Raw genomic sequence first — 17,226 nt, forward strand, 5'->3', positions numbered from 1 at the left:
TACTCGTTTTTTTTGCCATATTTATAAAAGCCTAGTTCCATACTAGGGTATTGCCCAAAATAATTTATTTTTGTTCATGCTTTCTAAAAAGACAAAATATGCACTGCATGCCCTTTCTTACTTAGGTAGGCATAAGGATGAGAAAACAGTATTGATCCATGATATAGCCGAAGAACATGGGATCTCACATAAATTTTTAGAGAATATACTTTTAGAACTTAAAAAAGCAGGGATGCTCGGAAGCAAAAAGGGAAAAGGTGGAGGCTATTACCTGATCAAAGACCCCAAAGAAATTCCTCTTTCCAAAGTTATTCGTCTATTGGATGGGCCAATTGCACTACTTCCCTGCGTGAGTTTAAATTATTACGAACCTTGCGCTGAGTGTAAAAATGAAGCACAATGTGGAATAAATAAGGTAATGATTCAGGTAAGAGATGAGACACTTAAAATATTGGAAAACAAGACCTTAGAGGATATTTTAAAAATAGGATAAAATTTTTTTACCATAAACCCTATATAATTTATAGGGTTTATATACTTTTGTGCTTTACGTTCGTAAAAATGTCTTATGATTATAGACCAACCGCTCAAGAAGCTATTCAGTAATAAATATGGGAAAGACAGTAATGTCAAGAGTCTTCTCAAGTCAATTTCTTGGAGGATTGTTGGTACAATTGATACGGTCATTATCTCTTTCTTCATAACAGGAGAGTTTATGATGGCACTATCAATAGGCTCCGTAGAAGTTTTCTCTAAAATTATTCTTTACTATTTCCACGAACGTGTTTGGGAATCTGCACCTAAAATAAAATCCGATGACACTCAAAAAGAATATGCATGAATTGGAAGCTCAGTTGTGTGAACTGAATGCTCAAGAAGGATTGGCATTGATTGCTGATCTTTTTCCAGGGAAAGTAACTTTTTCCACTTCGTTAGGTCAGGAGGATCAAGTGATTACGCAGTTAATTGCAGATAGCCACTTACCAATTTCTATCTTTTCATTAGATCCAGGAAGATTGTTTCCTGAGACTTTGGATTTGCTTTCAAGGACTGAAGCGAAGTATAGACAAAATATCAAGGTTTATTACCCAAACACTGAATCAGTAGAAAAACTAGTTTCTGAAATTGGTATAAATGGGTTTTATGAATCCGTGGAAAACAGGAAATCCTGTTGCTTTGTACGAAAAGTTGAGCCACTAAGAAGAGCCTTGGCTGGAAATGAAATTTGGGTCACAGGTCTTCGAGCAGAACAATCCGCAAATAGATCAGGCATGAAAAGTATCGAATGGGATGAGGGGAATCAGATTCTGAAATACAATCCATTGTTGGATTGGACCTATGATGACATGATCGCATACATTTCCGAAAAAAATATTCCCTACAATCCCCTTCACGACAAAGGTTTTATCAGTATTGGTTGTGCTCCTTGTACCCGGGCGATTATGGAAGGAGAAGATGCTAGAGCCGGAAGATGGTGGTGGGAAGACTCTAAGAAAGAGTGTGGGCTGCATGCCAAGTGAGATATAAGATTTAAGACGTAAGATTTCAGAAATAATTACTTCGAAAAAGGTCCATTTGGAAATGATGAAGTCAATTCGAAGACATAAAAAGTAAGGAAATGAATAACCTATTAATACCTAATCCAAAAGAAGCAGAATCGATCCACATCATCCGTGAAGTGGCGGCGCAATTTGAGCGCCCGGTTTTGCTTTTTTCTGGAGGAAAGGATTCGATTACGCTAGTGAGATTGGCACAAAAGGCTTTTTATCCGTCAAAGATTCCTTTTCCTTTATTGCATGTTGATACTGGGCATAATTTCCCCGAAACCATCGAGTTTCGGGATAAACTTGTCAAGGAACTTGGTTTGGAATTGATTGTGCGAAATGTTCAGGACTCTATCGACCAGGGAAAAGTTCGTGAAGAAAGAGGAAGATATTCCAGCCGAAATTCACTTCAGACTACTACGCTTCTAGATGCCATCGAAGAATTCAAATTTGATGCATGTATAGGCGGCGCAAGAAGAGATGAGGAAAAAGCCAGAGCAAAAGAGAGAGTGTTCTCTGTGAGAGATGATTTCGGTCAGTGGGATGAGAAAAATCAACGCCCAGAGCTTTTTGATATGCTGAATGGTAAAATTCATGTAGGTCAGAATGTGCGTTGTTTCCCTATCTCCAACTGGACTGAATTGGATGTTTGGGAATATATCAAAACTGAAAATATTGAGATCCCATCTATCTATTTTGCACATGAGCGGGAAGTTTTCTTCCGTGATGGCATGATTTGGACAGCAAATGAGCATGTTTTCAGAGAGGCACATGAAGAGGTCCAATTGAAAATGGTCAGATTTAGAACTGTTGGTGACATGACATGTACTGCAGCAGTACTTTCCGAAGCAGTTTCTTTAGATGATGTGGTTGGAGAAATCCGAGAATCTACAATTTCTGAACGTGGAGCCAGAATCGATGATAAACGATCCGAAGCTGCCATGGAAACGAGAAAGAAGGTCGGGTACTTTTAAAAAAAGTAAAAAGTCTCAAGTACAAAGTACCAAGCAGATTCAGATGGCTATTTTGGTCTGTTGACCATGACCTGATTTACTAATTACTAATAACTGAATAACATGTCTGAAAATAGAAAACTAATCAAAATCGCTACTGCCGGCTCTGTCGACGATGGCAAAAGTACTTTGATCGGACGATTACTATACGATACCAAATCTTTGACGACAGATAAGATCGAAGCAATTGAGCGTAGCTCTAAGCAAAGAGGATACGATTACCTTGATTTCTCTTTGGCAACCGATGGATTGGTGGCGGAAAGAGAGCAAGGCATAACTATTGACGTTGCTCATATCTATTTCAATACTGCCAAGACTAATTTTATCGTAGCGGATACTCCAGGGCATGTGGAGTATACACGAAATATGGTTACTGGAGCTTCTACTTCACAGGTTGCCATCATTTTGATTGATGCAAGGAAAGGTGTAATTGAGCAAACTTATAGGCATTTCTTTATTGCCAATTTACTTCGTATCAGCCATGTGGTTGTTGCGATAAACAAAATGGATTTGGTGAATTACGATGAGGAAGTGTTCTTGAAAATAAAATCAGATTTTGATGCTTTGGTAGCAAAATCTGATTTCGTTGAAGACCAAATTACCTTTATACCTGTTTCAGCTTTGAATGGAGAAAATATTGCTTTCAAATCGGATAAAATGCCTTGGTATGTAGGTAATACGCTTTTAGATCATTTGGAAGTATTAGAGCCAGAAGATTTGCTTGAAAGTTCTGTAGCCAGATTTCCTGTTCAGTATGTAATCCGTCCCAAAACTGAAGCTTTCCATGATTTCAGAGGATTTTCAGGAAAGCTGTATGGCGGAAGTTTGAAAGTTGGAGATGGCGTGATCTTACTACCCTCATTGACTACTTCCAAAATCAAAAGCATTCATTTCTTTGAGCAAGATATCGAAGAAGCTGCGCTTGGAAGTTCGATTGTCTTGACTTTAGAAGATGAGGTTGATTTGAGTAGAGGGGATATGCTGGTCAAGAGTTCTCATGTTCCTCATAGCGAAAAACAGATCTCGGCCACCATTTGTCAGGTAAACAGCAAAGCATTACGTGTCGGAGCTAAATATATCTTGCAGCATGGGGTGAACCGTGTTTTGGCAAAAGTGGATCAAATCGAGTCAAAAATCCATACAGATTTTTCCGGGACAGAAGAAGCTGATCAATTAAAGCTCAATGATATTGGTAAAGTTCGATTTAAATTAAGTAAACCGATCCATTTTGATTCTTATAAGAAGAATAAATCAAATGGAAGCTTCATTCTGATAGAAGAAGGAGAATTTGACACTGTTTCAGTCGGGTTTATTGACTGAAAGAATTGAAAGGTAATCGGTTGAAATACATCGATTCATTATAACAAAAACGTCCAGTTAACCAGTTGGGCGTTTTAAATAAATCATTAATACCACAATCCCTATAGGGAAAAAAAGTAAAGCCATGCAAAGCTTTAGAACTGAATTAGAAAATCCTATTGTAGAAAAAGATATCATTGATCTGGAGCGAAAGATTGCTCTTTTCAAAGAAGGAAAGATTGATGAGGAGAAATTTAGAAGTCTCCGCTTGGCAAGAGGTGTCTATGGACAGCGACAGCAAGGAGTACAGATGATTCGAATCAAATTGCCTTATGGTAGAGTTAGTTCAGATCAGCTCAGGAGAATTTCTAAGGTTTCCGAAGAATATTCCACTGGAAGATTACACATCACAACCCGTCAGGATATTCAGATTCATTATGTAAGTCTGGATCGTACTCCTGAACTTTGGGCAGAACTTGAGCGGGATGATGTCACCCTTCGGGAAGCTTGTGGAAATACTGTCAGAAATGTGACCGCTTCAGAAACTGCTGGAATTGATCCAAATGAGCCATTTGATGTCACGCCATATGCTGACGCCACATTCAAATACTTTTTAAGAAATCCGATATGTCAGGAGATGGGGAGAAAATTTAAAATAGCCTTTTCATCTTCTGATGAGGACACTGGATTAAGTTACTTACATGATCTTGGTTTTATTCCAAAAATAAAAGTTGACAATGGAGAAGAAACTCGAGGTTTTAAAGTATTACTTGGTGGAGGTCTTGGGTCTCAACCAAGACATGCGGATGTGGTTTATGAATTTTTAGAAACCGATCAAATCATTCCATTTATAGAGTCAGTATTAAGAATTTTTGACCGACATGGTGAGCGGGCAAGGCGGAATAAAGCCAGAATGAAATTCCTGGTAAAAGACCTTGGCTTAGAGACGTTTTTGGAGCTAGTGGAGAACGAAAAGAAAGCTTTACCATTTTCAAGTTTCCCAATTGATGCGAGTTTTTATGAGTCTTCACAAAGTCTTCCAAATGCTTCAAATGGTGAATTGGAGGAGCAGCCGGGTCTAGATTACGAATTATGGAAATTAACAAATGTCCTTCCACAGAAACAAGATGGATTTGTTTCCATTGGTGTGAGAGTTCCATTAGGTGATTTTTACATTGATCAGGCCAGAAAACTTGCTGATTTAGTTGAGAAATTTGCGAATGCTGAGATTCGCTTTACACTCCGTCAAAACTTTTTGATCCGTGATGTAAGAGCTGATTTAGCACCTTTTTTCTTTCAGGAACTGAAGAAAATAGGGCTTGCAGAAAGAGGTTATAATACCATGTCAGATATCACTGCTTGTCCTGGTACAGATACCTGTAACCTAGGAATTGCAAGTTCCACGGGGATCGCAGCAGAATTAGAAAAAGTGATTTTGGCTGAATATCCTCAGTATTTGAAGAACAAGGATTTAGTCATTAAAATCTCAGGTTGCATGAATGCCTGTGGCCAGCACAACATGGCTCATATTGGTTTTCAAGGGATGTCTATGAAAGCCGGGAAAGTGGTAATACCCGCCTTACAGGTACTTCTTGGAGGAGGAAATTTAGGTGATGGGAATGGGAGATTCGCTGATAAGGTGACAAAAATACCAAGCAAAAGAGGACCTGAAGCCTTGAGAATTCTACTGAATGATTTTGAGTCTAATGCGCGGGGGAAAGATTTCTTGAGCTATTACGATGAGAAAGGACAGATCTATTTCTACGAATTACTCAAGGAATTGGGGGATGCTTCTACGGTGACACCAGCAGATTACATCGATTGGGGTAATTCTGAAGAGTATAAAATCGCTGTAGGAGTAGGAGAATGTGCTGGGGTAGTCTTGGATTTGGTTTCTACACTTCTTCTGGAAGCCTATGAAAAAATGGACTTGGGTAAGGAGTCTTTGGAAGACGGAAGATGGTCTGATAGTATTTATCACCATTATGCAGGCTTGATCAACGCAGCCAAGGCTTTATTACTTGGGGAAGATATTTCGACTAATAGCTATGCAAATATCATTTCAAAATTTGATGAGCAATTCATCAATACAGGCAAGATTGACTTAGGCGGTACTTTCTCAGAGAAAGTTTATAAAATCAATAAAAATGAACCTACAGAAGCATTTGCAAGAGCTTATGCGAAGCAGGCGCTTGAGATTTATGGAAAATTAAAAAGCTTCAGAGAAGCCGAGGTAGAAGCATGAAAGTAGAAATTAACCCTAAAGTGACATTGGTTGGGGCTGGCCCTGGAGATCCAGAATTGATCACGTTAAAAGCAGTTTTGGCATTGAACAAAGCCGATGTGGTATTGTATGATGCTTTAATTGACCCAGTTTTATTAAAGCATGCGCCAAATACAGCAATTAAGTTATTCGTTGGCAAAAGAGTAGGCAGGCATTCCTTACCTCAGCAGGATACGAATGAGCTTTGTGTAGCAATGGCCAAAAAACATGGTCATGTGGTCAGATTAAAAGGTGGAGATCCCTTTGTTTTTGGGAGAGGAGCCGAGGAGCTAGATTATATCGAAACTTTCGGTATTCCAAGAGAAGTTGTGCCTGGAATCACCTCTGCAATTGCTGTCCCTGCGTCAGCAGGTGTGCCAGTTACAAAAAGAGGGGTTTCAGAAAGCTTTTGGGTAGTAACTGGAACGACTTCGGAAAGAGAATTATCTAAAGACCTGGCACTCGCAGCCCAATCCACTGCAACTGTAGTGGTGCTGATGGGGACAAAAAAATTGCAAGAGATAGTTGCTGTTTACAAAAGATTCGGAAAAGCTGACTTACCTATTGCTATCATCCAAAGTGGGACCACAAGAGATGAAAAAATTACTGCTGGCTATATGGGTGATATTGAACGAAAAGCTATTGATAATCAGGTAGAGGCACCAGCAATTATCATCATTGGTGAAGTGGTTAAAGAAAGCATCAAGTTAGCTGAAGTGTACCGAGAAGCGGTAAAGTATAACTTTTGAGGTTTTGTTTTATATAAAATTGTATATCGTTTAAAAGGTTGTTAAATACTAAACGTTCGAGGAGATTTCTCACTCGTTCCTCGTTCGAAATGACACCTCAAAGGTTATCCGAAATCACATGAACCATCTATATCCCATTTTTCTTAAAGTACACGAACTCAATGTTCTCCTGATCGGAGGAGGAAATGTTGGCACTGAGAAGTTAGAGTTTTTACTAAAATCAAGTCCTAAAGCCCAAGTAACGGCAGTTTCTCGAGAGTTTTCGCAAAGCTTTGTGGATCTCGCTACCAAAGCTGATACCGTTACTATGATTGAGGATATATATCATGAAAAATACCTAGGAGCTAAACATTTCGTGATTGCTGCAACTGATGATAAGGCAGTTAACAAACAAATTCATGATGATGGTAAAGAACGGTTTTTACTCGTGAATGTAGCTGACACACCAGAATTATGCGATTTTTATTTGGGAGGAATTGTAACAAAAGGCAATTTAAAAGTTGCGATCAGCACGAATGGCAAATCTCCGACTGCAGCAAAGCGCTTAAGACAATTATTAGAAGAAGTGTTACCCGACGAGTTGGATGATTTACTTGAAAATCTTCATGCCTATCGGGCAACATTAAAAGGGGATTTTGAATATAAAGTGAAGGCTATGAATGAAGTGACTGCAAATCTCGTAAAACATAAAAATTAATCTTTTCGTCAGCCTTGATTTAAGAAAGCAAATTCCGTTCTTTGAAATGCTTTGATCTGGCGGTTTTATGTTCTCAAAAAAATTTACATTGGTTTTAGCGATATGCCTCTTGGTTCCTTTTGGCCTTCGATTGATATCATCAAAACTTGAACCCTACCCGGCATTACTTTTTCCCTCGGGAGATAAGCAAGTACAAGTTCCTTTAGATAGTCCTGTTCCAAACTATAGATATTCTGATCTATATGGTTTCACGCCCGAAAAAGGATGGGTAAATATTGATGAAGAGAGTTTCATTTCTCCCATTCCTAGAAACTATCTGAGTTTTATTTTAGAAAATAAAAAGGGACTTTTTTCGGAGAATTCCGACATTGAAGTAAAGAATCAACCCTCATCAAAGCCAATCAAAAATTTTCTGATGAGGAATCAAGAAAAGAAACTTTCAAAGGATGAAAGAAAAGAAATAGCAGAGTTCTTTAAACAGAAATTGATTTCTCAGGGCTTTGATTCCACTAGACTTAAGATTGTAGAATACCAAGTCGTTTCGTATCCTCAAACATCGAAAGTTGACTTATCTATTTTATCTGAAGAAATAATAAATTTTGATGAATAGGCTAAATCAACTTTTTTGGAGGCGCGTGAAAGAGTCTACCCAGATGCCACTTCAATCTTTGGTGGTTTTAAGGATTCTAACAGGACTTTTCTTTTTGATTATTTATTCTCCATTTTTCTTCTGGATCGGAGAAGTGCCACAAGTATTTTTCTATCCACCTATTTTAAGTTTGGCAAATCTGTTTTCAGGATTTCCACCTGCTTACTTTTTTTATGTTTTGGATATTTTGATCACGCTGGCATTACTTGGTGTGACTTTGGGATATAAGGCTAAATTTTCAGGCATAGCAGCTTCACTATTGCTTTTCATTGGTTTTAATTGGCAATATTCTATGGGTAAAATAGACCATAATATTTTGCTATTAACCTTTTTAGGTCTCATGTCTTTTTCAGGATGGGGGACTAAAGCAGCTTTGGTACCAGATACGCCCGAGCCGGAAGGCCGCAAAGAAAAGGTGACATCTCTTTTAGCCGTTTTACTTTGTTTTGGAATGTTCTCAGCTGGCTTTTTAAAAGCTTATGTTTGGATAGATTTTGACCCGACGATGAATGGGTTTTTAAGATGGTACTACAGTGGCCTTTATGGGAAGGAAACTGACTATTTTTTGATTAAATACCTTCAAGAACTTCCCTTTTGGTGGTTGGATATTATGGATTATGGCGGAGTAGTATTCGAATTATCTCCTTTTCTTTTTTTGCTTTTGGGAAGAAAATCATGGAGACTCTGGCTTTTGGGAGCAACTCTTTTTCATTTAATGAATCTCCTGATTTTGAATATTCCTTTTACACCAAGTTTCATCATTTACTTGACTTTTCTAAATCTTAAAGGGCTTTATCCGAAAGTTGAGCAACTTTTTGCTAAGAAAACAAACCGCCAGATTTTTGTTGGTCTGATAGTTTTATTGGGCATCAATCGCTTTTTGTATAGCTTTTCAATACCCTTTAGTTATTTTGAATTTTTGAAGCAAAGGGATGTAATCATGTATTTGGCCCTAATTCTATGGGTTTCTGCTGCATGTTTATTTGCAAGGGATATTTGGAAATTATCATTTTCACAAAGTGATCCTACTTAAATCAGAACCCATCTTATTGCTTTATGCCTGTCATTTCCCAATGACCCAAAGAGATTGGAATACTTCCAATGCTGTTCAGTTGATCGAAGAAATCCTTCAATTTAAATTCCTCACCATTTTCCTCTTTTAATCGAGCGAAATCGGCCATCGCATTTTCCAGTAAATATTTTCCAGTAATGTAACTGCTACCATAACCTGGCTGCCTCATGTACAAATGCTGTTCGAATAATAGAAGTTCTTTTTCAGTTTTCATCCAACCTCTCGGAGTATAGTTAGAATGAATACCTCCTGCTTCTACCATCGTCATCTGATTTGCCTGGGCATACAAAGATCCAAGTCCTCGAGCAGCCCGTTGTGCAATCATGATATACACGATTTCTCTGGCTCTAGGTGAATCCTCGTAAAGTCCTGCATCCATAAATATTTCTTCAACAGCTGTTGCTGTGCCCTCATTTCTCGAATCCCAGATATTATACAAAAGCGGCTCTCTTCGGATCTCACTTTTGTTGGGCTCAATATCCATGCGTGCTAATTCAAACCAATGGTAAAAATGAGAATACAAAGGGCGTGGATCATAATGCATTCCTATGGTAAAGAAATTCCGTTTTTCTTTGGGAATGAATGATCCTTTGTGCTCCCGAAGTGCTGGTTCAAAATAATCTTTGACAGTTACAATTTCTTCTTCGTCCAAGAATTTTAAAAGACTTTCCATACCCTCTTCAGCCATTTTATCAAAAGCTTCAGGTGAATTGGCGTCTTTGAGTTCAGGTAAATTTTTGTTTTTATGTTCTTCCAATTTTAAAGAAGCCCATGCTCTGGCCAACTCTCTTTTTAAAATCATCACTTCATCCTCCCAGGTCAAAGGAACTAAATGAACGTTTTGCAGATACCATGTGTAATTTTCCTTACCAATTCCAGATTCACCTGTTTTTAAAGGAGCCTTATCTTCAAGCCAAGAGGCAAAATCGTTTGTGGAAATAATTGCCTCTTCTATGGATTTTACCAATTCTGGATCATTTGAGATTCCTTCCAGTTTCAGGATATTTTGTAGATCGATTGCTTGTTGATCAATGCTTGGAATTCCAGCTTCCCAAAGTTCTTTGGCATTTCCTAGCAGATTGCCTTGGGCTTGTTTATTGAGACTTGGTATAGATTTTATTTCTATTAAAAACTTTTCTCTGTTTGCTGCATTGAAAGGGAAACTATACTGCCAAAGCTCGAGGATCCCATGGTGAGTTGGACCTTCATGAGCAGGCACGTCACTTCTCTCTGTCCATACTGTTTTATAAAATGCAGGATCACGTTCCCAAGGTTTTAAAATTCTATAATTGAAATCATAGCCATTCATTTCTGCCCAAACGATTCTCCAATCTACTTGCTGATTTATTGGCCAGCCTGTCGTGTCGATAGCTAACAACTTTGATTGAAGATTTTTAAAATCAGAAAGACGCATGTCAAATGTCTCTTTTCTATAATCCGGTGCTCCATTAAGGAGGGGTGGGTTTTCAAATTTTCGCCATTCTTTAAAAAGAGATACTAATTCGCTGTAATCATTATTCCTGTCGGGATTTTGAAAAGCAAAGGATAAAAATGAAAGAAGTAGTAAAAGGAAAGAAGTAATGGATTTCATATTTGGAATAGATCTAATTCGAAAAGTAAGATAATAGATGACATTGGAAAATTTCAATTTTTATTTTAAAGCCTTTGGGCTGTATTTTTTTCGGAAACAAACCAACCTTCCTAAGCAAGTTTTTTATTTCGCGTAGTTACCTTATTTTTGGGCTTCCAAAAAAGAGCTTCCCAAAAAAAAGTAATACAAATTCATATTTATGGCATATCTATTTACCTCAGAGTCTGTTTCTGAGGGGCACCCAGATAAGATTGCGGATCAGATTTCTGATGCCCTGATTGATAATTTTTTAGCTTTCGATCCTAATTCCAAAGTAGCTTGTGAAACTTTAGTGACTACTGGTCAGGTAGTTTTAGCCGGTGAAGTAAAATCTGATATTTATTTGGATGTGCAGAAAATTGCACGTGATGTAATCAATAGAATAGGTTATACCAAATCAGATTACATGTTCGAAGGTAATTCCTGTGGCGTATTATCTGCCATTCATGAGCAATCTCAAGATATCAATCAAGGTGTAGACCGGAAAAGCCCAGAGGACCAAGGAGCAGGTGATCAGGGGATGATGTTTGGTTATGCGACCAATGAGACTGAAAATTATATGCCTTTAGCATTGGATCTTTCTCATATGATTCTTCGGGAACTTGCTGCATTAAGAAGAGAAAACAAGGATATCACATATTTAAGACCAGATTCAAAAGCTCAAGTAACTATAGAATATTCTGATGACAATGTGCCTCAGCGAATTGAAGCAATTGTAGTTTCTACGCAGCACGATGATTTTGATGAAGAGGAGACGATGCTAGCGAAAATTAAATCTGATATTGTTTCTATTTTGATTCCAAGAGTTATTGCTCAGTTGAAACCAGAAATTCAGAAATTGTTTACTTCTGATATCAAATATCATATTAACCCAACTGGGAAGTTTGTGATTGGAGGTCCTCATGGAGATACCGGTTTGACAGGTAGAAAAATCATCGTGGATACTTACGGGGGAAAAGGTGCACATGGAGGTGGAGCTTTTTCTGGAAAGGACCCATCCAAAGTGGATAGATCAGCAGCTTATGCCACACGTCATATTGCAAAAAATATGGTTGCAGCTGGAATTGCTGACGAAATGTTAGTACAGGTTTCCTATGCAATCGGGGTTGCCGCTCCTATGGGGATTTATGTTAACACCTACGGAACAGCCAAAGTTGATATGCATGATGGAGAAATCGCTAAAAAAGTAGAAGAGCTTTTCGATATGCGCCCTTATGCTATCGAACAACGATTAAAGCTCAGAAACCCAATCTATGAAGAGACAGCTGCATATGGCCACATGGGTAGGACCAATGAAGTGATAACAAAAACATTCCTTTCTCCTTATAGGGACGAGATAACTTTGGAAGTGGAACTTTTCACCTGGGAAAAATTAGATTTTGTAGATAAAATCAAATCTGTTTTCGGTATATAAAAATTAAAGCCTTCCAAATTTTTGGAAGGCTTTTTAATTTTAAGTGATCGAAATCACTCCCTATGGTTTTGAATGACTGTATGAGAATTTATTGCTCTCTTACGAACTCGAAGTATTCATATCGATTTCACATTTTGACTGAAGTTCTTCCAGTTCCAAATTCCATTTTTCAACAGACACATCACTTTTCTTTACCTCAAGATCAAGCGCTTTCAGATTTTTATCATCTTCAGCAGACCAATTTCCCATTGACATATTATTTGTAAGCTCATCAACTTTTAGGGAATTTTCTCTCCAAACTTCTATATAATCATCGATTTGCTCTTTCATTGCTGCATATGCTGCTTCACAGTTACTTTCTTTTCCATCAATGTTAATAGAAATCATTTCAGAGTTATTGCCTTCTTCTTTGTTGGCTTCGAATACATACATTTGATCTCCAACTTTTTCTGATAAGCTAACTATTTCTTCAGATGCAGTTTTCCATTCTGCTACAAGGTTCACTAGCTTTTGTTCTTGCTTATCAGAAGGGCCACAACTGACAAAAAGACCAATAAGTGCTACTAATATCATGTAATTTTTCATCTCAAATATGGTTTATAGAATGAAGTTCACTACCCAAAAATTTACTTAATTCGGGGATTTTATTTCCCAAGGGCTCAATCGTTTCTTCCTAAAAAACCTGTTTTAAGGCTAAATAGGTGAAAGTGCGAACTATTATTAATTTCTTACTACTAATAGTCCAAATAGCACTCCAAAGCCGATTTTGTTTTGGTTTCAAGGCAAATTCAAGAATTGGAATCGTGTTTAGCCTTAAGAGTAATCCTGATATTTTAGATGATTTTTAACAAAAGAAAAAGTGTGAGAGCTGATTTGATACAACCTGTAAAAGCTTTGGATTTAGGAGAACCTAAATTTTCATCTTTTTTATTTTTATAATCAAGAAAACATTTCCTCAATAAGTTGGGTGTAAAATTCCTGTACTTCCATTCCAATGGCCCTTACCTGCTGCGAGATCAAGCTGGTTTCAGTTTGTCCAGGTACAGTATTGATTTCGATAAAATAGAATTTACCAGTTTCTTTTTGCAAGAAATAGTCTATTCGCACCGCCCCTTTGCAATTTAGTTTTTCATAGATTTTTGGGATAATTCGGTTAACTCTAGCGACTTCTTCTTCATTCATTCTTCCTGGAGTGATTTCTTCTGTAACGCCTGGAACATATTTGGATTCGTAATCAAAAAATTCTTTACTGCTAACAATCTCCGTGGCTGGAAGAACTTTAATTTCTCCTTTGCCTTTGAAGCAGCCAATAGAGAACTCTCTACCCGAAACAAACTCCTCTACCAAAACTTGTTTGTCCTCTGCGAAAGCTTTGTCCAAAGCCTCAGGAAGTTCTTCCCAAGTTTTCACCTTGCTCATTCCAATGGAACTGCCGCCATTATTGGGTTTAATGAAAAGAGGTAATGATAATTCCCCTTTTATTCTTTCCAGATTTTCCTGAGAGTTTTCAAAAAGCTGAAGCGACTTGGCAATATGCAATTCCTCAATGTCATCAACAATTGCTTTGGTATAGCCCTTGTTCATCGTAATGGCAGAGGTCAATTGATCACAAGTGGTGTAAGGAATACCGATCATATCAAAATAACCTGCTAGTTTTCCATCTTCACCCGGCGAACCGTGGAGGATATTGAATACTCCATCGAACATGATTTTCATTCCATCTACCTCTATGCTGAAATCATTTAGGTTTACAGGAACTTTGGTCCCAGATTCTGTCATGTAATACCAGTCTTTCGGATAAATAAGGATTTTGAAAACATCATATTTGCTCCTATCGATTGTTTTTTCCACGACAGCAGCACTTTTTAATGAAATCACTGATTCACCGGTATAACCTCCGGTTACAAGGGCTATTTTTTTCTTCATCTGAGGTAAAAATTGATGTTACGAATTACTTGAATTTTCTTTTATTTCCCTCAGATTGTCACTGATAACTATCGAAGATTTTCGAAGAAATAGGAATTGCTACTAGGGGAGAAGTAAAAAGATCAGCATGAGTCGGTTCTATTTTCTTGAGGAAATTGTTAGGCCAATTTGATCTGATCCAGATAAAATTTCATGCGAGAATGATCTCTTGGCAAAAAATCAATCTTGTCTATTTTGTCCAGTTTGTGATTGTAAAAAACTTCCACATATTCATTATCGAGAAGGTAAAGATTCACTTTGTGTTTGTAATATCTTATGCCCACTACAAATGTGCCCTCAGTATAAAGGGTGTTAATTTTTTTATGAAAAGGGAGGTTGTTAAATTCTTCTCTACTCATATTCCTTCTCTTCCTAGCACGAATATAACGAAATGAAAGTCCGTTTTTCATATGAAACTATTGATTCCTGTCTTCAAGAATCTTATACTTGAAAGACCAAAAACGAGAATGCGTAATCAAAGATTCACAAAAGCTGTTTTATTTGGAATTGTTTTAGCTTGCTTTGCTTTTTCCTGTGCTTCCAAAAAGAAGGCTGCAAGCGATCCCTTTGAGGTTGTGATTTCTACTGCGAGGAGCTATACTGGAACTCCTTATAAATATGGAGGAACTACTCGTGCTGGAATGGACTGCAGCGCTTTGGTATTTCATTCTTACTATGCAATAGGTGTAAATATGCCTCGGATTTCTGCTGACCAAAGTAAGGTTGGTAAAAAAGTAAATGCCAGAGATCTTAAAAGAGGGGATCTTCTATTTTTTGCCACAGGAAGAAGAAAAAATCAAGTCACTCATGCCGGAATTGTAACAGAAGTAGCTAAAAATGATGTCAGATTTATTCATTCTTCAACTTCTTTGGGGGTATCAGAGGATTATTTGAGTAATCGTTACTGGTCAAAAGCTTTTTTATTTGGGAGAAGAGTGATGGAGTAATATTTTTTGGTGAAAAGGGGGTTTTGAGGGGATTGATCATCAATTCGTTAAGAAGGTTCGTATTATTTTCCAAATATCCTTTGGGATTAGGCTTTATTGGTTAATTTTGCGGACGAATTCAAAAAGCATATCCTTTTTACATTTCATTCTATCAAATGGCAAATATTGGAAAGATAACTCAGGTAATTGGACCCGTAGTGGACGTTTCCTTCGAAGGCGGTAAACTGCCAAACATCCTTGACGCGGTTGAAGTAACCAAAGAAAACGGCCAAGTGGTCGTCATGGAAGTTCAACAACACTTGGGTGAAGACAGAGTAAGAACCATCGCGATGGACTCATCTGAAGGGATGGTTCGTGGTATGGAAGTTACAGATTTGGGACAACCAATCTCCGTTCCTACTGGAGAGGCTATTAAAGGTCGTCTTTTCAACGTAGTTGGAGAAGCGATTGATGGTTTGCCTCAAGTTCCAGCTGGTAAAAGATTGCCAATCCACAGGGCAGCTCCAAGATTTGAGGATTTATCTACGTCTACAGAAGTTCTTTATACAGGTATCAAAGTAATTGACTTGATCGAGCCTTATGCAAAAGGTGGTAAGATTGGTTTGTTTGGTGGTGCCGGTGTTGGTAAAACTGTATTGATTCAGGAATTGATCAACAACATCGCAAAAGCTTATGCAGGTCTATCTGTATTTGCTGGTGTGGGTGAAAGAACCAGAGAAGGAAATGACTTGCTTCGTGAAATGATCGAATCAGGTATCGTAACTTATGGTGAAGAATTCGTTCATAGCCTTGAAGAAGAAGGTGGATGGGATCTTTCCAAAGTTGATTTGAAAAAATTAGAAGATTCTAAAGCAACCTTTGTTTTCGGTCAGATGAACGAGCCTCCAGGGGCACGTGCACGAGTTGCCTTGACAGGTTTGACTTTAGCAGAATATTATAGAGATGGTGATGGAGAAGGAGCTGGTAAAGATATCCTTTTCTTTATCGATAACATTTTCCGATTCACTCAGGCAGGTTCTGAGGTGTCTGCATTGCTAGGCCGTATGCCTTCTGCGGTAGGTTACCAGCCAACTTTGGCAACAGAAATGGGTGCCATGCAGGAAAGAATTACTTCTACAAAGAACGGTTCCATTACTTCTGTACAGGCGGTTTACGTTCCTGCGGATGACTTGACTGACCCTGCTCCAGCGACGACTTTCGCTCACTTGGATGCTACAACGGTATTGTCAAGAAAAATTGCCGAATTGGGTATTTATCCAGCGGTGGATCCATTGGATTCTTCTTCTAGAATTCTTTCTGCAGAAATCCTTGGTGATGAGCATTATGATTGTGCTCAGAGAGTAAAAGAAACACTTCAGCGTTACAAAGAATTGCAGGATATCATTGCGATCTTGGGTATGGAAGAACTTTCTGAAGAGGATAAGCAAGTGGTACACAGAGCAAGACGTGTACAGCGTTTCCTTTCTCAGCCATTCCACGTAGCTGAGCAGTTTACGGGCTTGAAAGGTGTATTGGTAGATATTAAAGATACCATCAAAGGCTTTAACATGATCATGGACGGTGAGTTGGATCACCTTCCAGAGTCAGCTTTCAACTTAGTAGGTAGCATCGAAGATGCGATTGCTAAGGGAGAGAAAATGTTGGCTGAAGTTAAATAAATAGAAAATAGAGTTGTGGCTAAGTTTTCTTGGCCACTTGCTTTTATATAAATCCGAATCAGATGCATTTAGAAATCGTCACACCGGACAAAAAAGTATTTCAGGGTGAAGTGACCGAGGCCAGTTTCCCAGGTGCCGGAGGTGCATTTCAGGTGCTGAATAATCACGCTCCAATTGTATCGGCTTTGGCTAAAGGAACAGTTTCTTTTACCACAGCGGAAGGAAAGCAATCCATGATCGTGGATGGTGGAGTAGTGGAAGTAAAAGATAATGTCATTGTTTTGCTGGCTGAGAAAGTAGTCGCTTAAGCAATTCATCCTAATATA

General features: G+C 38.1%; 18 protein-coding genes. 14 read left to right on the top strand and 4 right to left on the bottom strand.

Features of this window, described 5'->3' with window-relative positions; all coding sequences use genetic code 11:
- Positions 1-76 precede the first annotated feature (76 nt).
- The 10 genes from AAGF08_RS06205 (at position 77) to AAGF08_RS06250 (ending at position 9,247) form a co-directional block, all read left to right on the top strand.
- The gene (locus AAGF08_RS06205) at positions 77-493 is read left to right on the top strand and encodes an Rrf2 family transcriptional regulator (protein WP_343510279.1); all 417 of its coding nucleotides are present in this window, start codon (positions 77-79) and stop codon (positions 491-493) included.
- Between the two features lie 75 nt (positions 494-568).
- Positions 569-841, top strand: coding sequence for a DUF2061 domain-containing protein (locus tag AAGF08_RS06210; RefSeq protein WP_343510280.1), 273 nt, complete (start codon positions 569-571; stop codon positions 839-841).
- The gene (locus tag AAGF08_RS06215) at positions 816-1,520 is read left to right on the top strand and encodes a phosphoadenylyl-sulfate reductase (RefSeq protein WP_343510281.1); all 705 of its coding nucleotides are present in this window, start codon (positions 816-818) and stop codon (positions 1,518-1,520) included. The genes AAGF08_RS06210 and AAGF08_RS06215 overlap by 26 nt, the downstream gene beginning before the upstream one ends.
- A gap of 98 nt (positions 1,521-1,618) precedes the next feature.
- Positions 1,619-2,518, top strand: coding sequence for a sulfate adenylyltransferase subunit CysD (gene cysD, locus AAGF08_RS06220; protein WP_343510282.1), 900 nt, complete (start codon positions 1,619-1,621; stop codon positions 2,516-2,518).
- A gap of 102 nt (positions 2,519-2,620) precedes the next feature.
- Positions 2,621-3,877: a GTP-binding protein gene (locus AAGF08_RS06225; protein ID WP_343510284.1), complete on the top strand. Its 1,257-nt coding sequence runs from the start codon at positions 2,621-2,623 to the stop codon at positions 3,875-3,877.
- Positions 3,878-4,001: 124 nt separating this feature from the next.
- The gene (locus AAGF08_RS06230) at positions 4,002-6,101 is read left to right on the top strand and encodes a nitrite reductase (protein WP_343510285.1); all 2,100 of its coding nucleotides are present in this window, start codon (positions 4,002-4,004) and stop codon (positions 6,099-6,101) included.
- Complete coding sequence (cobA, locus tag AAGF08_RS06235) at positions 6,098-6,868, top strand: uroporphyrinogen-III C-methyltransferase (RefSeq protein ID WP_343510286.1); 771 nt, start codon at positions 6,098-6,100, stop codon at positions 6,866-6,868. Before AAGF08_RS06230 ends, cobA begins: the two co-directional genes overlap by 4 nt.
- Before the next feature lie 118 nt (positions 6,869-6,986).
- The gene (locus tag AAGF08_RS06240; protein ID WP_343510287.1) at positions 6,987-7,565 is read left to right on the top strand and encodes a bifunctional precorrin-2 dehydrogenase/sirohydrochlorin ferrochelatase; all 579 of its coding nucleotides are present in this window, start codon (positions 6,987-6,989) and stop codon (positions 7,563-7,565) included.
- A 67-nt stretch (positions 7,566-7,632) separates the two neighbouring features.
- A complete protein-coding gene (locus AAGF08_RS06245) occupies positions 7,633-8,175 on the top strand; it encodes a hypothetical protein (RefSeq protein WP_343510288.1) in 543 nt (180 codons plus the stop codon).
- Positions 8,176-8,200: 25 nt separating this feature from the next.
- Positions 8,201-9,247 (top strand): hypothetical protein, encoded by a 1,047-nt coding sequence (locus AAGF08_RS06250; RefSeq protein ID WP_343510289.1) that lies wholly within the window; start codon positions 8,201-8,203, stop codon positions 9,245-9,247.
- A 13-nt stretch (positions 9,248-9,260) separates the two neighbouring features.
- On the opposite strand, the gene AAGF08_RS06255 is transcribed toward AAGF08_RS06250, so the two are convergent.
- Entirely contained in the window at positions 9,261-10,877 is a 1,617-nt protein-coding gene (locus AAGF08_RS06255; RefSeq protein ID WP_343510290.1) for a hypothetical protein, read from the bottom strand.
- 199 nt (positions 10,878-11,076) lie between these two features.
- Here AAGF08_RS06255 and metK point away from each other — a divergent pair, with 199 nt between their 5' ends.
- Positions 11,077-12,330, top strand: coding sequence for a methionine adenosyltransferase (gene metK / locus AAGF08_RS06260; protein WP_343510291.1), 1,254 nt, complete (start codon positions 11,077-11,079; stop codon positions 12,328-12,330).
- Between the two features lie 99 nt (positions 12,331-12,429).
- Here the strand turns inward: metK and AAGF08_RS06265 are convergent, their stop codons facing one another.
- From AAGF08_RS06265 to AAGF08_RS06275, 3 genes are all read right to left on the bottom strand, one after another.
- The gene (locus AAGF08_RS06265; protein ID WP_343510292.1) at positions 12,430-12,915 is read right to left on the bottom strand and encodes a hypothetical protein; all 486 of its coding nucleotides are present in this window, start codon (positions 12,913-12,915) and stop codon (positions 12,430-12,432) included.
- Between the two features lie 354 nt (positions 12,916-13,269).
- On the bottom strand, positions 13,270-14,256 hold the full coding sequence (locus tag AAGF08_RS06270; RefSeq protein ID WP_343510293.1) for a D-alanine--D-alanine ligase: 987 nt from the start codon (positions 14,254-14,256) through the stop codon (positions 13,270-13,272).
- A 158-nt stretch (positions 14,257-14,414) separates the two neighbouring features.
- A complete protein-coding gene (locus AAGF08_RS06275) occupies positions 14,415-14,654 on the bottom strand; it encodes a hypothetical protein (RefSeq protein WP_206585466.1) in 240 nt (79 codons plus the stop codon).
- 108 nt (positions 14,655-14,762) lie between these two features.
- Here AAGF08_RS06275 and AAGF08_RS06280 point away from each other — a divergent pair, with 108 nt between their 5' ends.
- The 3 genes from AAGF08_RS06280 to atpC all read left to right on the top strand — a co-directional run bounded on the left by AAGF08_RS06280 (position 14,763) and on the right by atpC (position 17,208).
- Positions 14,763-15,242 (top strand): C40 family peptidase, encoded by a 480-nt coding sequence (locus AAGF08_RS06280; protein WP_343510294.1) that lies wholly within the window; start codon positions 14,763-14,765, stop codon positions 15,240-15,242.
- Between the two features lie 155 nt (positions 15,243-15,397).
- Positions 15,398-16,900, top strand: coding sequence for a F0F1 ATP synthase subunit beta (atpD, locus tag AAGF08_RS06285; RefSeq protein WP_343510295.1), 1,503 nt, complete (start codon positions 15,398-15,400; stop codon positions 16,898-16,900).
- Positions 16,901-16,962: 62 nt separating this feature from the next.
- Positions 16,963-17,208, top strand: coding sequence for an ATP synthase F1 subunit epsilon (gene atpC / locus AAGF08_RS06290; RefSeq protein ID WP_184495463.1), 246 nt, complete (start codon positions 16,963-16,965; stop codon positions 17,206-17,208).
- The last annotated feature ends 18 nt before the right edge of the window (positions 17,209-17,226 follow it).

The organism is Algoriphagus sp. SE2 (assembly GCF_039563885.1).
GTDB lineage: Bacteria > Bacteroidota > Bacteroidia > Cytophagales > Cyclobacteriaceae > Algoriphagus.

Bases quoted from the DNA above. Each gene is read 5' to 3' on its own strand.
- AAGF08_RS06215 (WP_343510281.1), top strand. From the start codon at position 816: ATGACACTCAAAAAGAATATGCATGAATTGGAAGCTCAGTTGTGTGAA.
- atpD (WP_343510295.1), top strand. From the start codon at position 15,398: ATGGCAAATATTGGAAAGATAACTCAGGTAATTGGACCCGTAGTGGAC.
- AAGF08_RS06255 (WP_343510290.1), bottom strand. From the start codon at position 10,877: ATGAAATCCATTACTTCTTTCCTTTTACTACTTCTTTCATTTTTATCC.
- AAGF08_RS06210 (WP_343510280.1), top strand. From the start codon at position 569: ATGATTATAGACCAACCGCTCAAGAAGCTATTCAGTAATAAATATGGG.
- metK (WP_343510291.1), top strand. From the start codon at position 11,077: ATGGCATATCTATTTACCTCAGAGTCTGTTTCTGAGGGGCACCCAGAT.
- AAGF08_RS06205 (WP_343510279.1), top strand. From the start codon at position 77: ATGCTTTCTAAAAAGACAAAATATGCACTGCATGCCCTTTCTTACTTA.
- AAGF08_RS06275 (WP_206585466.1), bottom strand. From the start codon at position 14,654: ATGAGTAGAGAAGAATTTAACAACCTCCCTTTTCATAAAAAAATTAAC.
- AAGF08_RS06265 (WP_343510292.1), bottom strand. From the start codon at position 12,915: ATGAAAAATTACATGATATTAGTAGCACTTATTGGTCTTTTTGTCAGT.
- AAGF08_RS06230 (WP_343510285.1), top strand. From the start codon at position 4,002: ATGCAAAGCTTTAGAACTGAATTAGAAAATCCTATTGTAGAAAAAGAT.
- AAGF08_RS06280 (WP_343510294.1), top strand. From the start codon at position 14,763: ATGCGTAATCAAAGATTCACAAAAGCTGTTTTATTTGGAATTGTTTTA.
- AAGF08_RS06225 (WP_343510284.1), top strand. From the start codon at position 2,621: ATGTCTGAAAATAGAAAACTAATCAAAATCGCTACTGCCGGCTCTGTC.
- atpC (WP_184495463.1), top strand. From the start codon at position 16,963: ATGCATTTAGAAATCGTCACACCGGACAAAAAAGTATTTCAGGGTGAA.
- cobA (WP_343510286.1), top strand. From the start codon at position 6,098: ATGAAAGTAGAAATTAACCCTAAAGTGACATTGGTTGGGGCTGGCCCT.
- AAGF08_RS06240 (WP_343510287.1), top strand. From the start codon at position 6,987: ATGAACCATCTATATCCCATTTTTCTTAAAGTACACGAACTCAATGTT.
- AAGF08_RS06245 (WP_343510288.1), top strand. From the start codon at position 7,633: ATGTTCTCAAAAAAATTTACATTGGTTTTAGCGATATGCCTCTTGGTT.
- cysD (WP_343510282.1), top strand. From the start codon at position 1,619: ATGAATAACCTATTAATACCTAATCCAAAAGAAGCAGAATCGATCCAC.
- AAGF08_RS06270 (WP_343510293.1), bottom strand. From the start codon at position 14,256: ATGAAGAAAAAAATAGCCCTTGTAACCGGAGGTTATACCGGTGAATCA.